Origin of the sequence: Planococcus maitriensis (assembly GCF_003289925.1) — a bacterium.
GTDB classification, from domain to species: Bacteria; Bacillota; Bacilli; order Bacillales_A; family Planococcaceae; genus Planococcus; species Planococcus maitriensis.
The window spans coordinates 33,746-51,536 of record NZ_QLZQ01000011.1; the positions used below are offsets into that span (position 1 = coordinate 33,746).

17 protein-coding genes and 1 rRNA gene are annotated in these 17,791 nt (G+C 48.8%); 1 reads left to right on the forward strand and 17 read right to left on the reverse strand.

Annotated elements, in window-relative coordinates; all coding sequences use genetic code 11:
* Positions 1-121: 121 nt before the first annotated feature.
* The 5 genes from rsmA to metG form a co-directional block, all read right to left on the reverse strand.
* The gene (rsmA, locus tag DP119_RS15520) at positions 122-1,000 is read right to left on the reverse strand and encodes a 16S rRNA (adenine(1518)-N(6)/adenine(1519)-N(6))-dimethyltransferase RsmA (RefSeq protein WP_112233983.1); all 879 of its coding nucleotides are present in this window, start codon (positions 998-1,000) and stop codon (positions 122-124) included.
* Complete coding sequence (gene rnmV, locus DP119_RS15525) at positions 997-1,557, reverse strand: ribonuclease M5 (protein WP_112233984.1); 561 nt, start codon at positions 1,555-1,557, stop codon at positions 997-999. The genes rsmA and rnmV overlap by 4 nt, the downstream gene beginning before the upstream one ends.
* 115 nt (positions 1,558-1,672) lie before the next feature.
* Positions 1,673-3,022 (reverse strand): G5 and 3D domain-containing protein, encoded by a 1,350-nt coding sequence (locus tag DP119_RS15530; protein WP_112233985.1) that lies wholly within the window; start codon positions 3,020-3,022, stop codon positions 1,673-1,675.
* 86 nt (positions 3,023-3,108) lie between these two features.
* Positions 3,109-3,876 carry a TatD family hydrolase gene (locus DP119_RS15535; protein WP_112233986.1) on the reverse strand — a complete coding sequence of 256 codons (768 nt, stop codon included), beginning with the start codon at positions 3,874-3,876 and terminating at the stop codon, positions 3,109-3,111.
* Between the two features lie 194 nt (positions 3,877-4,070).
* Positions 4,071-6,032 carry a methionine--tRNA ligase gene (gene metG / locus DP119_RS15540; protein ID WP_112233987.1) on the reverse strand — a complete coding sequence of 654 codons (1,962 nt, stop codon included), beginning with the start codon at positions 6,030-6,032 and terminating at the stop codon, positions 4,071-4,073.
* Positions 6,033-6,341: 309 nt separating this feature from the next.
* Here metG and DP119_RS15545 point away from each other — a divergent pair, with 309 nt between their 5' ends.
* Positions 6,342-6,620, forward strand: a complete 279-nt coding sequence (locus DP119_RS15545) for an AbrB/MazE/SpoVT family DNA-binding domain-containing protein (protein WP_058382238.1) — start codon at positions 6,342-6,344, stop codon at positions 6,618-6,620.
* A gap of 46 nt (positions 6,621-6,666) precedes the next feature.
* Here DP119_RS15545 and rsmI read toward each other — a convergent pair whose 3' ends face one another.
* The 12 genes from rsmI to rrf form a co-directional block, all read right to left on the reverse strand.
* Entirely contained in the window at positions 6,667-7,539 is an 873-nt protein-coding gene (gene rsmI, locus DP119_RS15550; RefSeq protein ID WP_112233988.1) for a 16S rRNA (cytidine(1402)-2'-O)-methyltransferase, read from the reverse strand.
* On the reverse strand, positions 7,536-7,808 hold the full coding sequence (locus DP119_RS15555; RefSeq protein ID WP_112233989.1) for a GIY-YIG nuclease family protein: 273 nt from the start codon (positions 7,806-7,808) through the stop codon (positions 7,536-7,538). The genes rsmI and DP119_RS15555 overlap by 4 nt, the downstream gene beginning before the upstream one ends.
* Complete coding sequence (locus DP119_RS15560; RefSeq protein WP_112233990.1) at positions 7,792-8,532, reverse strand: tRNA1(Val) (adenine(37)-N6)-methyltransferase; 741 nt, start codon at positions 8,530-8,532, stop codon at positions 7,792-7,794. The genes DP119_RS15555 and DP119_RS15560 overlap by 17 nt, the downstream gene beginning before the upstream one ends.
* A gap of 238 nt (positions 8,533-8,770) precedes the next feature.
* Positions 8,771-9,130 (reverse strand): DNA replication initiation control protein YabA, encoded by a 360-nt coding sequence (yabA, locus tag DP119_RS15565; RefSeq protein WP_112233991.1) that lies wholly within the window; start codon positions 9,128-9,130, stop codon positions 8,771-8,773.
* Positions 9,131-9,143: 13 nt separating this feature from the next.
* Positions 9,144-9,956: a PSP1 domain-containing protein gene (locus DP119_RS15570; protein WP_112233992.1), complete on the reverse strand. Its 813-nt coding sequence runs from the start codon at positions 9,954-9,956 to the stop codon at positions 9,144-9,146.
* A 4-nt stretch (positions 9,957-9,960) separates the two neighbouring features.
* Positions 9,961-10,953 (reverse strand): DNA polymerase III subunit delta', encoded by a 993-nt coding sequence (gene holB, locus DP119_RS15575; RefSeq protein ID WP_112233993.1) that lies wholly within the window; start codon positions 10,951-10,953, stop codon positions 9,961-9,963.
* A 97-nt stretch (positions 10,954-11,050) separates the two neighbouring features.
* The gene (locus DP119_RS15580; protein ID WP_058382245.1) at positions 11,051-11,380 is read right to left on the reverse strand and encodes a cyclic-di-AMP receptor; all 330 of its coding nucleotides are present in this window, start codon (positions 11,378-11,380) and stop codon (positions 11,051-11,053) included.
* A gap of 175 nt (positions 11,381-11,555) precedes the next feature.
* Positions 11,556-12,188: a dTMP kinase gene (tmk, locus tag DP119_RS15585; protein ID WP_112233994.1), complete on the reverse strand. Its 633-nt coding sequence runs from the start codon at positions 12,186-12,188 to the stop codon at positions 11,556-11,558.
* 78 nt (positions 12,189-12,266) lie between these two features.
* A complete protein-coding gene (locus DP119_RS15590; protein WP_276308724.1) occupies positions 12,267-14,384 on the reverse strand; it encodes an RNA degradosome polyphosphate kinase in 2,118 nt (705 codons plus the stop codon).
* A 22-nt stretch (positions 14,385-14,406) separates the two neighbouring features.
* Positions 14,407-15,933 carry an exopolyphosphatase gene (gene ppx, locus DP119_RS15595; protein ID WP_112233995.1) on the reverse strand — a complete coding sequence of 509 codons (1,527 nt, stop codon included), beginning with the start codon at positions 15,931-15,933 and terminating at the stop codon, positions 14,407-14,409.
* A 62-nt stretch (positions 15,934-15,995) separates the two neighbouring features.
* Positions 15,996-17,414 (reverse strand): aminotransferase class I/II-fold pyridoxal phosphate-dependent enzyme, encoded by a 1,419-nt coding sequence (locus tag DP119_RS15600; protein ID WP_112233996.1) that lies wholly within the window; start codon positions 17,412-17,414, stop codon positions 15,996-15,998.
* Positions 17,415-17,556: 142 nt separating this feature from the next.
* A 5S ribosomal RNA gene (gene rrf / locus DP119_RS15605) occupies positions 17,557-17,672 on the reverse strand.
* Positions 17,673-17,791: the final 119 nt, after the last annotated feature.

Consider the following 17,791-nt stretch of genomic DNA (forward strand, 5'->3'; position numbering starts at 1 on the left):
TGACCGCGGAGTCAAATAAATTTTTAATTTTACCAATGCTTTTCAGGAATTGCAACAGTTATTTATCCGAAATATTCTACTTCCGAAAAAAACTGTGCCAAATCTGTTACAGTTTCACGGCTCAATGGAAATGCGGATACAATTTATCGGAAAGCAGCCCGAATTCCTTGATGCTGAGCGTTTCGCCGCGGCGTGCCGGGTCGATGCCAGCTTCATCAAGTGCCTGCAGAATGAGGTCTTTTTTCGCTTTCCCATCCGGCATGGTGCTTTGCAGGTTGTTGAGGATCGTCTTGCGGCGCTGGACAAATGACCCGCGTGTCACCAAGAAGAAAAAGTCTTCGTCGATGACGTTCACGATCGGCTCCGGCCGTTTGATCATGCGGATGACCGCAGAGTCGACATTCGGCTGTGGCATGAATACCGACTTCGGCACGGTCATGGCGTAATCGGCTTCCGTATAATACTGGATGGCAATCGACAGGGAGCCGTATGCTTTCGTGCCGGGTTTCGCCGTAATGCGCTCCGCCACTTCTTTTTGCAGCATGACAACCAAGCCGCGAATTGGCAGCTTCTCGAGCAATAACTTGAGGATGATCGGCGTCGTCACATAATAAGGCAGATTGGCCACCACCATGATATCTTCAAAACCGGCCAATTCTTCTTGGATCGCTTGTTCGACGTCCGCTTTCAAAATATCGGAATGGATCACTTTGACGTTATCGTAAGGCGATAAGGTGTCCGCGAGCACCGGCAACAGCCGCTGGTCGATTTCAAACGCCAATACTTTTCCGGCGTCTCTCGCCAAATGCTCGGTTAATGCACCGATGCCGGGACCGATCTCAATGGCGGCCGATTCTTTTGTGAGGCCTGCCTGGGAAACAATCTTGCGCAGAATATTCGGGTCGATCAAAAAGTTCTGGCCAAGGCTTTTCTTGAACGTCAGGCCGTGTTTGGCCATGATCTCTTGCGTACGGATCGGTGTTGCTATATCTTTGGTCATGTTATGTCCTCCTGGGTTAACGCTTGCACTGCGTTGATAAACTGCTGTTTGGTAATGCCGAACACATGCAGGCGCTTGTGCAGCTGCTTGCCGTTCGTGTAGCCGATGTTGAGCGCTTCTCCGAGCTCTGTCCTGCGTGCTTTCGCTGACGGATGGGCAATCAGCCGGGCATCGATCAGATCCTCTAGGGTAATCTCTACAGGCCGTTCTTCGCTCAGCGGAGTATAGACCGCCTCCAGCGCTTGGCGGATGTCTTCATCACTGGCATGCTCGATGCCAAGCCCTTTTCCGTTTTTTGCAATGGTCTTTTCTTTTGCCAAAAAGGCGTGCTTGGCTTGTGGCACGTGTTCTTCAATAATAGCACGAATCCGCCTTCCCGGATAATCGGGGTCTGTAAAGACGATGACGCCCCGCTTTTCCTGGGCATGCGTAATGCGGCGCAGCGTCTCATTTGAAATGGCGGAACCGTTCGTTTCGATCGTATCGGCTCCCACGGCCCGCTTGATCGCCACTGTGTCATCTTTGCCTTCGACAACGATCACTTCCTGTATTTTCATGGTCTATCCCTCGTTTCTGCAGATCTTATCCATTTTACCGCGCAGCCGGCAAACATGTAAAAAGCTTTCCCGGCATTCCGGGAAAGCTTTTCCTTCTATATAATACTGTATTCGATTAGTTGAGGATTTTAACTTTTAGCTGCTTGCGCCCGAATGCAATGGCATCGGAACGGTTCGGCATGAACAAATCGATCTTGTTGCCTTTGATCGCTCCGCCAGTATCGCCTGCGATGGCATTACCATAGCCTTCCACCCAAACTTTTGAGCCGAGCGGGATGACGCGCGGGTCAACCGCGATCACTTTGAGGCCCGGGTTCGCTTTCAAGTTAATGCCTGTTGCCGTGATGCCGGAGCAGCCTGTGCAGCTGGCCGTATACGCCGTGGCGGACACGTAGAATTCTTTGCCGCCTGACGGTTCAGAAGCCGCTTCTTTTTTCGCTGGCTGTGGTACAGCCTTTGCTTTTTCAGGAGCTTTTGCTACCGCTTTTGGAGCTGCAGCTTTCTTGGCTGGTACGGCTTCTTTTTGCGCCGAAGCCTGTTTAACAGGTGTTGCTGTTTCTTTTTTCGCCGTGCCACGCGATACGCTGGCTACAACAGTTTTCGTTCCGACAGCCAAGATCTGCTGTTTCGGTTCTTTGACGACTTTTTCTTTTTTCAATTCGCGTTTTACTTCTTTGCCGTTTTCTTTCACGACTTCATAAGTTTTCTTGACCAATCCGTTCTGCCCTTTTTGGACAATTTTTTCGCTGCCTTTCAAAAGGGAAGAATCTTTTCTCGTTTCCACTGCATACTTCACAGCGTCTTCCACTACATCGGTGACTTTTTCTACACGCACGACCTCGACTTTCGAATTCGGAAGAACCAATTCGTCCATATCCTGTTCTACGCGGTCAAGTTTACTTAGCTCAATACTATGCTGTTTCAAAAAGTCAGCGACCGTAGTCGAAGTGGACCACACTTTTTTGTCTTTTCCGCCATCCACGATGGTCACTTCATAAGCTTTCTCCACATCGATCACTGTATCTTCGTCCACTGTTTCATCAAGTGCGGGGCTTACTTCATCATACTTCGTTACTTCGATTTCCGCTTTTTCCAAGATAGCGGAGACCGTATTTTCAGTTGTCCAAGCCGAACGGGCCTCTCCATCAACTGTTACTGTATATTGTTCCGCTTCATCCCATTCGATCGCGGCATCTCCATCAATCTTGGTATCGGCTGAATGGCTGAGGAAATCGTCTTTCCCGACTTCAATCGCCTGCTCGTCCAATACATCGCCGACTGTCTCAGCATGTGTGCGGATTTCTTCTGTTTCACCGTTCGCTGTAATCGTCACGGTGTTTTTAGTACCTTCAAAAATCGCAAAAGCCAAAACAGCTGCGAATAAAAGAACCGTCGCGATGCTGACAGCCATCGATTTGCCGTTGAATGATTTATTGGTCTTGGTATTATTTGCTTCTTTTGTCAAAAATAACTCCTCCTTTGTACACTTGGGTGATTATAGGCGCCTGACACTTTCATGTCAACGCATACGTTTTTTCAATTAACCGTCATTTACGAAAATTTATAGAATCGTTCAGCGTTTTTCGTCGTTGCTTCCGCTACCGTTTCGACCGGCAGCTCTTTCAAGCGGGCGATCTCTTCGGCCACAAGCGTTACGTACGAAGGTTCGTTGCGCTTGCCGCGATAAGGATGCGGTGCGAGATAAGGGGCATCGGTTTCAATCATTAAATGCTCAAGCGGAATTTCAGCAGCTACTTCTTTCGGTTTCTTGGCATTCTTGAATGTTACCGGCCCGCCAAGCGAAATCATGAAATTCATCTTGATGCTCTCTTGAGCCGTTTCGACGCTGCCGCCAAAGCAATGCATGACGCCCCCGACTTCCTGTGCGTCTTCTTCGCGCAGAATCGTCAACACATCTTCCGTCGCTTCCCGGTTATGGATGATGATCGGCAAGCCGACGCGTTTGGCAAGCTGGATTTGCTTGCGGAATACTTGTTGTTGGATATCTTTCGGTGATTTGTCCCAATGGTAATCGAGTCCTGTCTCGCCGATACCGACCACTTTTTCGTGTGCGGCCAATTGTTCGATCCATTCGAGGTCTTCATCCGTACAATCAATCGCGTCGACAGGGTGCCAGCCGATGACTGCATAGATAAAATCATAGTTCTCCGCCAATTCAATGGCCCGTTTGATCGTTTTCCGGTCAAAACCGATGACGACCATTTTCTCCACCTTGCTGTTTAGCGCACGATCAATGACTTCCTGCAAATCCTCATCGTATTGATCGGCGTTTAAATGAACATGGGTATCGATATACATCTTCATCAGTCTCCTTCACATAGATTATATTGTACGGGCTGAAGCCATTTCTTTCTTCACAGCCACATTACATTTGGATTACAAAACATGATGTTTTGAAGTCATTACGCCTTTTTCAGCTGTTTTTATAGTCATTAAGTCCTTAGACGCAAAAAAAACAGCCTGCTCAACTAAGCAGGCTGTCACATGAATATTTACTTAACTTTTGTGCCATTCGGTAACTTTTGGTCTACGGAAGCGATGGTCAAGTAGCCATTTTGCTGTCCGGCAAGAATCATGCCTTGTGACAATTCGCCACGCAGCTTGACGGGTTTCAAATTGGCGACAATGATCACCTTTTGGCCGACGAGTTCTTCCGGCTTGTAATGTTCGGCGATGCCGGAGACAACTTGGCGTGTTTCATAGCCCATGTCCACTTGGAGCTTCAATAGCTTGTCGGTCTTCTTCACCGGTTCGCATGCCGTAACCGTCGCTACGCGCAAATCCACTTTCATGAAATCATCGATCGTGATCTCAGGGACGTCTGGCTTTTCGGGAACTGCCTGGGCCGGTTCTTCTTTCGGCTCAGCCCCGCCGCGCATTTGGTCACGGATATACGCCACTTCCGGTTCCACTTCGAGACGCGGGAAAATCGGCGTGCCTTTTTTCACGACGGTCGTACCTGCAGGAATGGCTCCGAATGACTCTAATGTCTGCCATTCGAGGAATTCCGGCGTAAGGCCGAGCTGTTCGATGATCTGCTTCGGTGCATTTGGCAAGAACGGTTGCAGCATGACGGCCGTCATGCGCAAGCTTTCCGCGAGATGCGCCATGACCGACGCAAGCTGCGTACGGTCGCCTTCTTCTTTTGCCAATACCCATGGTTGCGTTTCATCGATGTATTTATTCGTACGGGAAATCAATGTCCACACTTCGCTCAACACGAGACTGAACTGCATTTTTTCCATATGTTCTTCATAGACGGCGACCGTGTTTTTCGCGATCGTCTGCAAAGTCTCGTCGAAGTCAGTCTTGAAGCCGTCGACTTGCGGCACTTCACCGCCGAAATATTTATTGATCATCGAGACGGTCCGGTTCAGCAAGTTCCCCAGATCGTTTGCCAAGTCGTAATTGGTGCGCTCGACAAAAGATTCCGGCGAGAACACGCCGTCAGATCCAAATGGCAGCTCACGCAATAGGAAATAACGCGCCGCATCCAGCCCGTAGCGCTCCACGAGCATTTCCGGATAGACGACATTGCCTTTCGATTTCGACATTTTGCCGTCTTTCATCATGATGAAGCCGTGTGCGAAGACTTTCTTCGGTAATGGCAAGTCAAGCGCCATCAAGAAAATCGGCCAATAGATCGTATGGAAGCGCACAATGTCTTTTCCGACGACGTGGACGTCCGCCGGCCAGTATTTATTGAAATTGGAATCGTCATTCGAGCCGTAGCCGAGTGACGTGATGTAATTCGACAAAGCATCGACCCATACATAGATGACATGTTTCGGATCTCCAGGAACCGGGATGCCCCAGTCGAATGATGTCCGGGAAACGGACAAGTCTTCAAGGCCTGGCTTGATGAAATTATTGACCATTTCATTTTTGCGCGATTCGGGCTCAATGAATTCGACATGCTTATCGTAATAATCAAGCAAGCGGTCTGCGTACTTCTTCATATTGAAGAAATAGGACTCTTCTTTCACTTTATGCACTGGGCGGCCGCAATCGGGGCAATTGCCGTCTTCAAGCTGCGATTCCGTGAAGAAGGATTCACAAGGCGTGCAATACCAGCCTTCGTACTCCCCTTTGTAGATATCGCCATTGTCGAGGAAAGTTTGGAAGATTTTCTCTACCCCTTCCTTATGGCGGGCTTCTGTCGTGCGGATGAAATCATCATAGCTAATGTCCATGATTTCCCATACTTTTTTCGCCGCCTCTGCCATATCATCGACAAAGGCTTGCGGTTCTTTTCCGGCTTCGCGGGCTTTTTCTTCAATTTTCTGGCCGTGCTCGTCCATGCCCGTCAAAAAACGGACATCGAAGCCACGCAGGCGTTTATAGCGGGCCATTGCATCTGATGCAACGGTCGTGTAAGCCGTTCCGATATGGAATTTTCCGCTCGGATAGTAAATAGGAGTCGTCAGGTAAAATGTCTTGTTCTTGGCAGTCACGAAAAATTCCTCCAGTTTTTTTGTATATTCTTTATTTTAACGAAGTCGTGAATTTTGTACAATGTTTCCTCCTGTGAGAAAAACTCAAACCCCAAAACTGGAGCTTCTTCCCAAAACAGGGCGGAAGGAAAATGATTGGCAAAAAAGTAGCGAAATAATGGGTATTTGCCTCAAAAACCCAAAATTTATTATGAAATCCATAGTTTTTTATTGACCTAATTGCCATTAGTTGGTATGATTTATGACAAGAAGTGGTAAATGTCGAATTTTGACGAATTCTGCCGCTAAAATTGAAAGGGGCTAATGATTATGAAATCGACTGGTATTGTACGTAAAGTGGACGAATTGGGCCGTGTGGTTATTCCGATTGAATTGCGCCGTACGCTTGGAATTGCAGAGAAAGACGCGCTGGAGATTTATGTCGACGACGACAAAATTATCTTGAAAAAGTATATGCCAAATATGACATGTGCGGTAACTGGTGAAGTTTCCGATGAGAACATGCAATTGGTTGGCGGGAAGCTGATCCTCAGCCCAGAAGGCGCCGAGCAGCTTGTCAAAGAGATCCAAAGCAATTTGAAGAAATAAAAAAGCCGGCGTGCCTATGCACACCGGCTTTTTTTATGGGTTCGATTCAATCTTTATGAAATGCTTCATATACATCCCGCTTCGGCAGGCCACGCGCTTTTGCCGCTTCCTTGATTGCTTCTTTTGAAGAAATTTGCTTTTGTTCCATTAACTGAGTGACATGCTGTGTGTATGTCAGTTCTTTCCACCACTCATCCACTTCCAGTGCATCAGGCTTCGAATTGCCTTCAACCACTAAGCAGAATTCGCCGCGGATTTCATTCGACTCCGACCAGGCGACCGCTTCTTCTAAGCTACCGCGCAGAAACTCCTCGAATTTCTTGGTCACTTCCCTAGCCAACACAATCCGGCGCTCGCCACCGAACACGGACAGCAAACTTTTCAAGCTATCTTTCAAACGATGCGGCGCTTCATAAAACAGCAGCGTTTCTTCTTTCTGGCTTAACTTTTCAAGTTCTGCAAGACGTGTTTTCTTATTGCGCGATAGAAACCCATAAAACAGGAACGGCTGCGGAGTGATGCCAGAAGCGATTAATGCGCTGAGTGCCGCATTCGCACCCGGCACCGGCACGACCGGATAACCCGCATCGACCGCTTTTTTCACGATGTCTTCGCCCGGGTCGGAAATGCAGGGCATGCCCGCATCGCTGACCAGCGCTACCGATTTGCCATCCGCCAAATAGCGCAGGATTTTTTCTCCCCCGCTGTCTTGGTTATGCTCATGATAGCTGACCAATGGGGTTTCGATCTCGAAGTAATTGCATAATTTCCGTGTATTGCGCGTGTCTTCTGCCGCGATGACGTCCGCTTCTTTCAGCAGCCGCAATGCGCGTACCGTCATATCTTCCAAATTGCCGATCGGCGTCGCCACTAAATAAAGCGTCGGTTGTTCGCCGCTGAAACTTTTCTGTGATTTCATGTCGGTTCCGCCTTTCCGTTTCGAATATGGGCGATTTTTTCTGCCTTGCTCAATTGCTTGAAGGCATACTCCGCTTTCATCGCTTCCGGCTTCGTTTCGAATGACTCGTGGTAAAGGAGCGTCAATGGCCCGCGGGACCGCGTATATTTTGCGCCTTTCCCACTTTCATGCTTAGCTAAGCGCTTTTCTAAATCATTCGTATAGCCCGCATAATACGATCCGTCCCCGCATTCAAGCACGTAGAAATAATGTTCATTGTTCGTTTCCATACAACAAGCCCCGCACTTCTTCCGTGTATTCGCCGTCTTCCCCGTAAACGATCAAAGGCGGTAATACTTTTAAATCCGGCTTGCCATCCTTGATGCCTTCGATCAACAAAGTATTCGCTTCTTTGCCCGCTTTCGGGTAGACAAGCCGGATGCGTTTTGGCTCCAAGCGGTTGTTGCGCATCGCCGCCATGATGTCGATCAATCTTCCCGCACGGTGGACAAACGCCGCTTTTCCGCCTTGCTTCAATAACTGGCTTGCGGAACGGACCGCTTCGTCCAAGGTCAGGTGCAGTTCGTGGCGCGCAATCGCCATGTGTTCGCTTAAGTTTTTATCGCTCATCTCATGGGCTTGGAAATACGGCGGATTGCAGGTGACCGTGTCGAATTTTTCGTAGCCGAGCTGCACGGAGATTTCTTTCACGTCGCCTTCAATGATATCGATTTGCTCTTCGAGTCCGTTGAATTCGATGCTGCGCCGTGCCATTCCTGCCAGGCGTGGCTGAAGTTCCACTCCTGTGATCGTTGATTCGGTACGGGCGCTCAAAAATAACGGGATCGCGCCATTGCCTGTGCACAAATCGACAATCCGGCCCCGTTTTTTCGGCACATACGCAAAACGCGCCAGCAGTACCGCATCCAGCGAAAAGGAGAATACCGACGGGCTCTGGATGATGCGCAAATTTTCCGCCAGCAAATAATCCAACCGTTCGTCATCTGTTAACATATCGTTCACTCCTGCCATAATAAAAGGCTGCCGCCACACGGAGTGTCGGAAGCCTTTTGTTTCTATTCTGAGTTATGCCTGTCGGGCCAAAACGGCCGTTTCGGCTTTTCTTCATGGTCTAGCTCCAGCAGCCAGACCCTCGAGGTCACAAGCCAGTTTGCTTATGCGGCAAAGGACGCCGCTCTAGTAAACCAGTTTGTGCTTGTCGGGTCTAAACGGCTGCTTCCGCTTTGCTTCATTAATTCTGCTTATTGAGGAAAGATAAGCAAAACAGGCAGTCGTCGCCTTTTCTGGAGCTGCCGAAATGGACGTTGCAGACATGGTAGCCTTCGTGGTACAGGCGCGCCAAGTTGTCGTAGCCTTCACCGATGTCCATGACGGCTTTTTTCAATTTGACCGGATCGACTTTTTCCGGTTCCGGCACTTTGGCATTCAGTTCATCGAGGCGGGCACGCAAATGGTGATTTTCCAATTGCAGCGCATGATGCTCTTCCATCGTCCGCGCTACTACTGCTTTCAAGTCGCGAAACTGCTCTTGCATCGATTCCAATTGCTGTTCAAAATCCATGACCGTATCCAAAAAGTTCTTTTCTTTCACTGATACCACCACCTCACGCTCTCGTCCCTTGGTTCATGATTTCATCCAATGTATATTCCAGCGTCTGGTCTTGTTCAGCCAGGCGGATTTTCAATACGCGCTCAAGCAAGTTCAGGCTGACGACGCGGCCATTGCCATCCGGCGTTTCGACACGCGCGCCGATATCCGGCATTTCCTTTTTCGCTTGTTCGTATTCATCGTTCTCGTATTTCAGGCAGCACATCAAACGGCCACACAGTCCTGAAATTTTCGACGGATTCAAAGACAAGTTCTGGTCTTTTGCCATCTTGATCGACACCGGCTCGAAATCGCCAAGGAAAGTCGAACAACACAACATGCGCCCGCATGGCCCGATGCCGCCGAGCATTTTCGCCTCGTCGCGCACACCGATTTGGCGGAGTTCGATACGCGTACGGAAAATCGACGCCAAGTCTTTGACCAAATTGCGGAAATCGACGCGACCTTCCGCGGTGAAATAGAAAATGACTTTATTGCGGTCAAATGTATATTCCACATCGACCAGCTTCATGTCTAGCCGGTGCGATTCGATTTTTTGCGTACCCACTTCAAACGCGCGCTCCGCTTCCGAGCGGTTTTCTTCTACTTGCTGGCGGTCGCGTTCGGTGGCGACCCTTACTACTTGCTTGAGTGGCAAGACGACATCGTTCTCGCCCACTTCTTTCACGGGCACGACCACTTTTCCGTACTCGATGCCGCGTGCTGTTTCCACAATGACATAATCGTCTTTTTCGATCGCAGCTTCGCCTGGATCGAAATAATATATTTTACCCGCTTTCTTGAAGCGGACTCCTATTACTTTATACAATTGCTTACCCCTCCTGCAGATTCAGCATTAATTGCTCCATCAACAGTGTCCGGTTCATATTGCGCGGCAGTTGCTGTTTGGCTTGTAGTACTGCCTGCAGCTGCCTGGACAATACATCGAACGAACGCTGAAGCGCCATCTGCTTCCAAGTTTCTTCCATGTCCGGATACGTGCGTGCAGTTTCAAGACCCGCTTTCACTGTCGCGATGTCCCGATATGCAAATAATAACATGTCGAGCCCTCTTTCGGCATCTTCTTTCTCCTTGAACAGCGGCAGCCAATCAGATTGGATCAAAAGTAATGCCTCGTGGACATTGGCCGCTACCGTCTCGACCAACTTCAGCACCAGTTTCCGCTCGTCGGCAAACTGCTCTTCCTCGCTCAGCCGCTTCGCTTCCTGCTCGCTTTGCGTCAGCATGCTTACCGTCGCCGCCATCGAACCTGTCATCCCATCCGACATCAAACGCTCCATCAGTTTCGGCCGTGACAGCGGCTGGAATGACACTAGCTGGCAACGCGACCGGATCGTGCTCATGATGGCATTCAAGCGCTCCGTCAATAACAGGGCGGTCACATTCGCTTCCGGTTCTTCCAAAAATTTCAGCAAAGCGTTGGCAGAGGAATTATTCATCCGGTCTGCCTGCTCGATTACGTAGATCTTGCGCCCGCTGTTCAGCGCCGTCTTGTTCATCGTATAAATCAAGTCGCGGATCTGGTCAATTTTGATGTTCTGGCCATCCGGTTCTATGAATAAAATATTCGGGTGATTGCCGTTTTCATACAATTTACAGCTGCGGCATGTTTCACATGGAACATTATCGATCGGTGTTTCACATAATAATAATTTGACAAAGAAATGTGTCAGTTCCTTTTTTCCGGAACCCGACGGCCCTTCGAGCAGATACGCATGGGCCAGACGGTCATTTGCATACGCCCCTTGCAGCCGCTTCAATACGACCGGCTGCATCTCTTGCAGTTCTTCTATTGTCTTGTGCATGATTCCACCTTCAAACTTTGTAAAAAATCCCGTGTTCCACATGGATCACGGGTAGTGCGGACGAAACAGCAGTTGTCGGCCAGCCAGCCTTAACCGCTTAAAATTGCTGGAACTGTTCAATCGGCAAGACGAAAATCGTTGCCCCGCCCACTTCCACTTCGACCGGATACGGTATATAAGAATCCGCATTCCCGCCCATCGGGGAAACCGGCGCCACCATCTGTTCGCGCGCACGGCAATTGTCGCGGATCAAATCCATTAATTTCGGGACACGGCTATCGTCGACCCCGATTAAAAAGGTGGTATTTCCTGAGCGCAAGAACCCTCCCGTACTGGCAAGCTTGGTAGCCCGGAAATCATTTTTCGTCAACGCATTGGATAAGCGGTTACTATCTTGATCCTGTACCACTGCAACGACGAGTTTCATCAGCACTCACTCCTTTTTTGGTTGCTTCTCTATGTATTAGTATAACACGAACGGCGAACGTCCCGTCACATCTTTCCTTTAGCCGATACGAAAAATTCATGGCTATATGCATAAAGTCTCTTGATTCCAGCCATGAAAAAAACAGCCCTTAACGAACAAGGCTGTCTATACTCATTTATTGTATTTCAGCCAAGAAGCGCTGCAACGCTTCATACGCATCCGCCACCACTTCATCCAATCCGTTTTCCGCATTGATCAGCTGTATGCGTTCCGGGTAGCGGCCGAGCAATAGCAAATAGCCTTCCCTCACTTTGTAATGGAACGCCAGTGATTCTTCGTCCAGGCGGTTGAATTCACGTCCTTGATCGAGGTCGATGCGCGCCAGCCCTGTTTTCGGATTGACATCAAAATACAGTGTCAATTCCGGCATATGCCCTTCGATGGCGAATTCATTGATTGCCAGCACGTCGTCTAATCCAAGACCGCGTGCATGCCCTTGGTAAGCGAGACTGCTGTCGACAAAGCGGTCGCAAAGAACGACTTTTCCTGCCTGAAGCGCCGGCAGCACACGCTCCACCAAATGCTGGCGCCGCGCCGCTGCGTACAATAGCGCTTCAGTCCGGGCGTCCATTGCCGTATGCGTCCGGTCCAAGATCACTTCGCGTATTTTCTCCGCAATTTCAATGCCTCCCGGTTCACGCGTCGTCACCACTTCAAACCCATCAGCCGTCAAGCGTTCTTCCAGCTTCGCCAGTGCCGTCGTCTTGCCCGATCCTTCGCCGCCTTCTAGCGTGATAAAATAACCCATATTTTCACCTGTTTCCTTGTCTTTTAACTAAATCCACTATAACGCAAAAACGGGCTGTTCCACAACTTCCTTTAGACCTTATTCCTCGTCTTCCGCTACTTGGTAAGCGCGTTCGAACAGTTCCATTTGGCTATCGATCACCGCTTGCCCTTCCATCCGCCGGACATAACCGTAATTGCCTTCCGCGTCCTGTGCACGGGCTTTGACATTATCTTTCAGGCCAAGCTCAAGAATCTCCCATACCTGTCCTTTCACACGTTTATCAAGGACCGGGAAAAGGATTTCAATTCGGTTGTTCAAGTTTCTCGTCATCATATCCGCTGAGGACAAAAAGGTCTTCTCTTTGCCATTCTGATGGAAATAGTACACGCGGCTATGTTCGAGCAGGCGCCCAACAATGCTGCGGACGCGAATATTGTCGCTCACTCCCGGGATTCCCGGCCGCAAGCAGCAGATGCCCCGGACGATCAAATCGATCTTCACCCCGGCACGCGACGCCTCATACAGCTTCATGATGATAATCTTATCCGTCAAAGAGTTCATCTTAGCCACGATGTGGCCATTGCCGTACTTCTTCTCGTACCGGATCTCGGAGTCGATCAGATGAAGAATGTCTTTCCGTATCGAAAACGGCGCCACCGATAGATAATGGAATTCCGGCTTTTCCGTATACCCACTCAAGTAATTGAAGAAATTCGTCGCATCGATACCGATTTCTTTTTTTGACGTGAACAGACTCATATCGGTATAGATTTTTGCCGTCTGGTCGTTATAATTGCCGGTCCCGAGATGGACAAAGCGCTCGATTCGCCCTTGCTTTTTCCGCACCACTAGAGTGATTTTACTATGGGTCTTCAAATGGGTCATGCCATATATGACGTGGCAACCGGCTTTTTCCAGTTCTTTCGCCCAGTGTACGTTATTTTCCTCATCGAAACGCGCCTTTAATTCAACCAGTACCGTCACTTGCTTGCCATTTTCCGCTGCCCGCTTCAAGGCTTTGATCACTGGGGAATCTCCGCTGACACGATATAAGGTCTGTTTGATCGCGAGCACATCAGGGTCGTCTGCCGCTTCCGAAATAAACTCGACGACTGGCTCGAATGATTCATAAGGATGATGCAGAAAAACATCTTCATCAGCGATTTTTGCAAAAATCGCCTTGCCGTTCTCCATCCCTGCCGGCAATTGCGAAATCTTCCCCTCATAGACCAAATGCTCCCATATCGGTGCCATTTTCTTATAAAAACTGAAAAACACTGTCAAATCCAGAAATCCATCAATTTCATAGACATCTTTCGGATGCACTTCCAATTCTCTCATTAAATAGTCCAAAATAACAGGGTCCAGTCCGTCTTTTTGCACTTCGAGCCGGACGGCAGCTCCCCATTTGCGCTTTTTCAACTCTTCCTCGATTTCTTTGAGCAAGTCGCGTGCGCCTTCTTCGTGTATCGTCATATCCGCATTGCGGGTGATACGGAACACGGTTGTCGACTTGACTTCGTAGCCGTGAAACAGCTTGCCGATGAAGAAACCGATAATGTCTTCCAGCAGCAACAGCTTGCGTAACCCCCCGTTCTCAGGCAATTGAACAAAGCGCTCAAGCATCGCCGGCAACTGCACGATAGCTGTGCGCATCCGTTGTTCAGAATCCGTTTCTTTTGTCGGGTCTTCCAGTACCACCGCCAAATTAATGCTTTTATTCAACAGCATCGGAAACGGCCGATAGGCATCGATCGCCATCGGAGTCAGCACAGGGAAGATATGCTCATCAAAATAAGTCTCCAGAGCCTCACGCTGTGAGTCGTTCAATTCCCTTACTTTCAGGAAATGGACATGCTCTTTCTGGAGCTTTGGATACAATATTTTACGCAAGGTATCATATTGCAAATTCACCAATTGATGGTTTTTTAAGGCAATTTCACGCAATTGCTGCTTCGGTGTCATCCCCGCTTTGTTCTCGGGCTTATTGAAGCCCACCTTCACCTGGTCTTGCAATCCCGCAACACGCACCATGAAGAACTCATCCAAGTTGGAACTGAAAATCGCCAGGAACTTCAGCTTTTCGAGTAGCGGATTGCGCGGGTCAAGCGCTTCCTGCAGAACCCGTTCATTGAATGCCAACCAGCTCAGTTCGCGGTTATTGTAATAAGAAGGATTGTTCAACTGGATCATGTCTTCCTTTTTCTTTCCCACGGCAAAAACTCCCCCTCAGGTTTCATTCATGAAAATGGACGGTGACCGTTTTCTTCAATAATTTCTCCAAATGCTTTTTCTGCTTCTCGACTTGGTATTGCTCCGGTTTCCAGTCTTCCCGGCATTGGATAGAGAAAATGAGTTCTTCTTTTTGGCATTCCAATTGGATGTCTTCAACAATATCGCGCTTTGTCGCATTCAAGCTATATGCGAATTTGATGACAGCGCCGATGATGTTGAATTTATCCAACTCTTCTTCCGTGAACCAGTCTTCATAAAGTGCTGCATTGCGCTTGAACAGGTTTTTGTTTTTATAAGAAGCCAGCAAAGCGACGATAATACGTTCTTTATGCAAAAGCCCATCGATGGTCCGGTTCGCCAACAGATAGAAGGTATGCTGGTTGCTCGATTCGGAATCGATATATGAACCCAGATTATACATGGAACTGCCAAGGCGGACCCATTGATGGTCCCTCTCTGTCAATCTGAGAATCCCTTGTTCTTCCAATTCCCGCACAATCATCAGTGAGCTATTGGTCACATGGATGGCATGGGTCAAATTGATGTCGTAGTCGATCGCTAAATCATAAAAGCTTTCTTCAATGACGTTCGGAAACACCGGCATCTCAAAGTCTTTCGTCATCTCTTCATAAAACACGCCATCCCGAAGACCTTTTCGGCTCAAGGCGAAAATCTCAGCATCGATCAATTCCATTAGGCAGTTGAACACTTCCACTGCTGGAATGATGATATCCGCCCGGTCACGCGACAGCCCTTCCACGCGTTGCAAATCATCGAACTCCATCGATCCCAGCCATTTATTCGTTTCTTCCACTTCTTTTCGCTTCATGGTGTATTGGTGGACACCGGAAAGCGGATAATCGACTTTTTCCTGATGAATCTGCGCCAAGTTCCGCGCACTGCCCCCAATCCCGATCAATGGCAGTTTCTTCTTTTCAATCCAATCGAGTGTCAAAAATTGATGTTCGAGAAACTCACGCAAAGCTCTCAATTCACTATTTTTCGGTGTATCCCCTTCGATAAACTGCTTCTTCAGCGATAAGGCACCGAACGGAAAACTGTGGAAATGAACAAGTTCACGGTCTTCGAATAAGGTCAATTCCGTACTGCCACCGCCGATATCCACCGTAATAGCACTTTTATATGACATCGAATTGACCACCGCCAAATAGCCGTAATGTGCTTCCTCGTATTCCGATAGGATACGCATCGTGAAATCCGTCTCTTCCCCGACGCGCTGGATGATGGCTTCCTGGTTCTTCGCCTGCCGCACAGCAGCCGTCGCAACACATTTAATCGCTTCGAGCTGATGATGGCGGGTCACTTCCTGGAAACTCTTCAAGGTATCGATCAATACTTGTACGCCTTCTTCCGAGAGCGCATTACCGTCTGTTAAGTAATTACGCAGCCGGGCGACGGCCTTAACGTTCTCGCTTTCCGAGAAACGCCCACTCTTATCCCGTGTATAGATGACCAATCGGACGGTATTCGAGCCAATATCGATGATTGCATACTTTTCCTGTTCCATACTATTACCCCCAAATTCGCTTTCGCATATGCTATTGTATACCACCGAAAAGCCCGTTCTACTCACCAGGGGATAACCGAAACGAGCTTTTCCGACAAGCGATGGTCCCCTTGTATTTCAGCGCCGGCCCCGAGATAATCCGAAAGCTCCTCGACTTTTTCAACAGTCCATTTCTCTCCTGCCACCACAAGCGGGACACCGGGTGGATAAGGCGTCAACATAGCAGCTGATATGCGGCCGATCGCTCTCGTATAGGGCACCCATTCCTGTACCGATAAATCCACTTCCTCAAACGACAGCTCAGGCACTGTCACCGGTTTTGGATGACCAGGACGGAAACTTGGTGCAAGCTTTTCTAATAGCCGCATGCTTTGCACAGCTTCTTTAATGCGGCTGCGTATTTCGGCATACGGATAAGCATGCCAAGGCTTCGACAGCGGCAAGATCAACAGCACCTGGAAAGGATCTGCCAATTCGACATAAATACCTGCCTGTTCCAATGCCCCTTTTAGCTGGAATCCCCCTCTATTATCGACTCGTAGCAATAACTTCAATGGATCATCCGTCTCCACTACTTCAAGAGAAGGGATCCGCCTGATGCTGGAAATGAAATAAAAGCGTTTTTCGAGAAAATCGCGCTTATCGTGAACGGAATAATTCTGGATATATGCCCTTGCATCATCCAGCGAGGCCATAATCGGATAAGAAGGGCTGCTCGATTGAAAAACCCGCAAATACTTCCTCACCATTCTTTCCTCCACCAGTTCTCCTGCTATATGAAGATACGAGCCCATGGTCATTGCCGGCAAGGTTTTATGGGCGGACTGCACCACCACATCGGCTCCATACGCCAATGCGCTTGCGGGGAACGGCTCGCCAGCAGCTAAATGCGCCCCATGTGCTTCATCAACCAGCACCGGGATCTCATGTTCATGGCAAAATTCAATAATCGCCTTCAGTTCTGAAGAACCCACACCATAATAATTTGGATACGTCAAAACGACCGCTTTCGCTTCCGGATATTCATCTATGGCAGCCACTATTGAAGAAAGGGCGACAGCTGCAGCGCTTTTGGACGCCTCATCCCATTCAGGCGCTACGTAAACGGGTTTTACATGGGCAAGTTCAAGCGCATGGAAGATCGATTTATGCGAATTGCGCTGAACAATTACATGTTCCCCTTCTCTGCATACCGCATGGATCATCGCTAAATTTCCTGCCGTAGTCCCATTCACCAAAAAATAACTTTTTTTCGACCCATATGTATTTGCCAGTAAATCTTCCGCTTCCTTGATCGCCGCCTTAGGGGCATGCAAATCGTCAAGGCCCTCCAATTCTGTCATATCGTAAGCAAGTGCCGCTTTAAGTTCTTGCGGCAAGCCCGAAAGAAGGCCATGTTTATGGCCAGGCACATGAAACGAAATCGGCCGCCTGCTCTGAAATTGAACTACTGCATCCACAACTGGACGTCTTTGTGTCATAGTCTTTGCATCCTCACATTTTTATTCTTAGTTACTTCCATTATACCGAATGCCCCGCTTTTCCGGAAAGGCGAGTCGGGTTTTCATCAAACAATGCAAAAAAAGCCGCTACCGGAATGAACCGGTAACGGCTTTTCGACTTGCCCAGCGACGTCCTACTCTCACAGGGGGAAACCCCCAACTACCATCGGCGCAAAAGAGCTTAACTTCCGTGTTCGGGATGGGAACGGGTGTGGCCTCTTTGCCATCATCACTGGACTCTTGAGCTTGTTCGCTCAAAACTGGATAAATCGACATTGTGGGAAACTTGCGTTTCAGTTTGTTGGTTAAGTCCTCGATCGATTAGTATTCGTCAGCTGCACGTGTCGCCACGCTTC

Bases quoted from the DNA above. Each gene is read 5' to 3' on its own strand.
- DP119_RS15545 (WP_058382238.1), top strand. From the start codon at position 6,342: ATGAAATCGACTGGTATTGTACGTAAAGTGGACGAATTGGGCCGTGTG.
- rnmV (WP_112233984.1), bottom strand. From the start codon at position 1,557: ATGAAAATACAGGAAGTGATCGTTGTCGAAGGCAAAGATGACACAGTG.
- DP119_RS15580 (WP_058382245.1), bottom strand. From the start codon at position 11,380: ATGAAACTCGTCGTTGCAGTGGTACAGGATCAAGATAGTAACCGCTTA.
- rsmA (WP_112233983.1), bottom strand. From the start codon at position 1,000: ATGACCAAAGATATAGCAACACCGATCCGTACGCAAGAGATCATGGCC.
- tmk (WP_112233994.1), bottom strand. From the start codon at position 12,188: ATGGGTTATTTTATCACGCTAGAAGGCGGCGAAGGATCGGGCAAGACG.
- DP119_RS15555 (WP_112233989.1), bottom strand. From the start codon at position 7,808: ATGGAAACGAACAATGAACATTATTTCTACGTGCTTGAATGCGGGGAC.
- DP119_RS15535 (WP_112233986.1), bottom strand. From the start codon at position 3,876: ATGTATATCGATACCCATGTTCATTTAAACGCCGATCAATACGATGAG.
- DP119_RS15560 (WP_112233990.1), bottom strand. From the start codon at position 8,532: ATGTTAACAGATGACGAACGGTTGGATTATTTGCTGGCGGAAAATTTG.
- DP119_RS15600 (WP_112233996.1), bottom strand. From the start codon at position 17,414: ATGACACAAAGACGTCCAGTTGTGGATGCAGTAGTTCAATTTCAGAGC.
- ppx (WP_112233995.1), bottom strand. From the start codon at position 15,933: ATGGAACAGGAAAAGTATGCAATCATCGATATTGGCTCGAATACCGTC.
- rsmI (WP_112233988.1), bottom strand. From the start codon at position 7,539: ATGAAATCACAGAAAAGTTTCAGCGGCGAACAACCGACGCTTTATTTA.
- holB (WP_112233993.1), bottom strand. From the start codon at position 10,953: ATGCACAAGACAATAGAAGAACTGCAAGAGATGCAGCCGGTCGTATTG.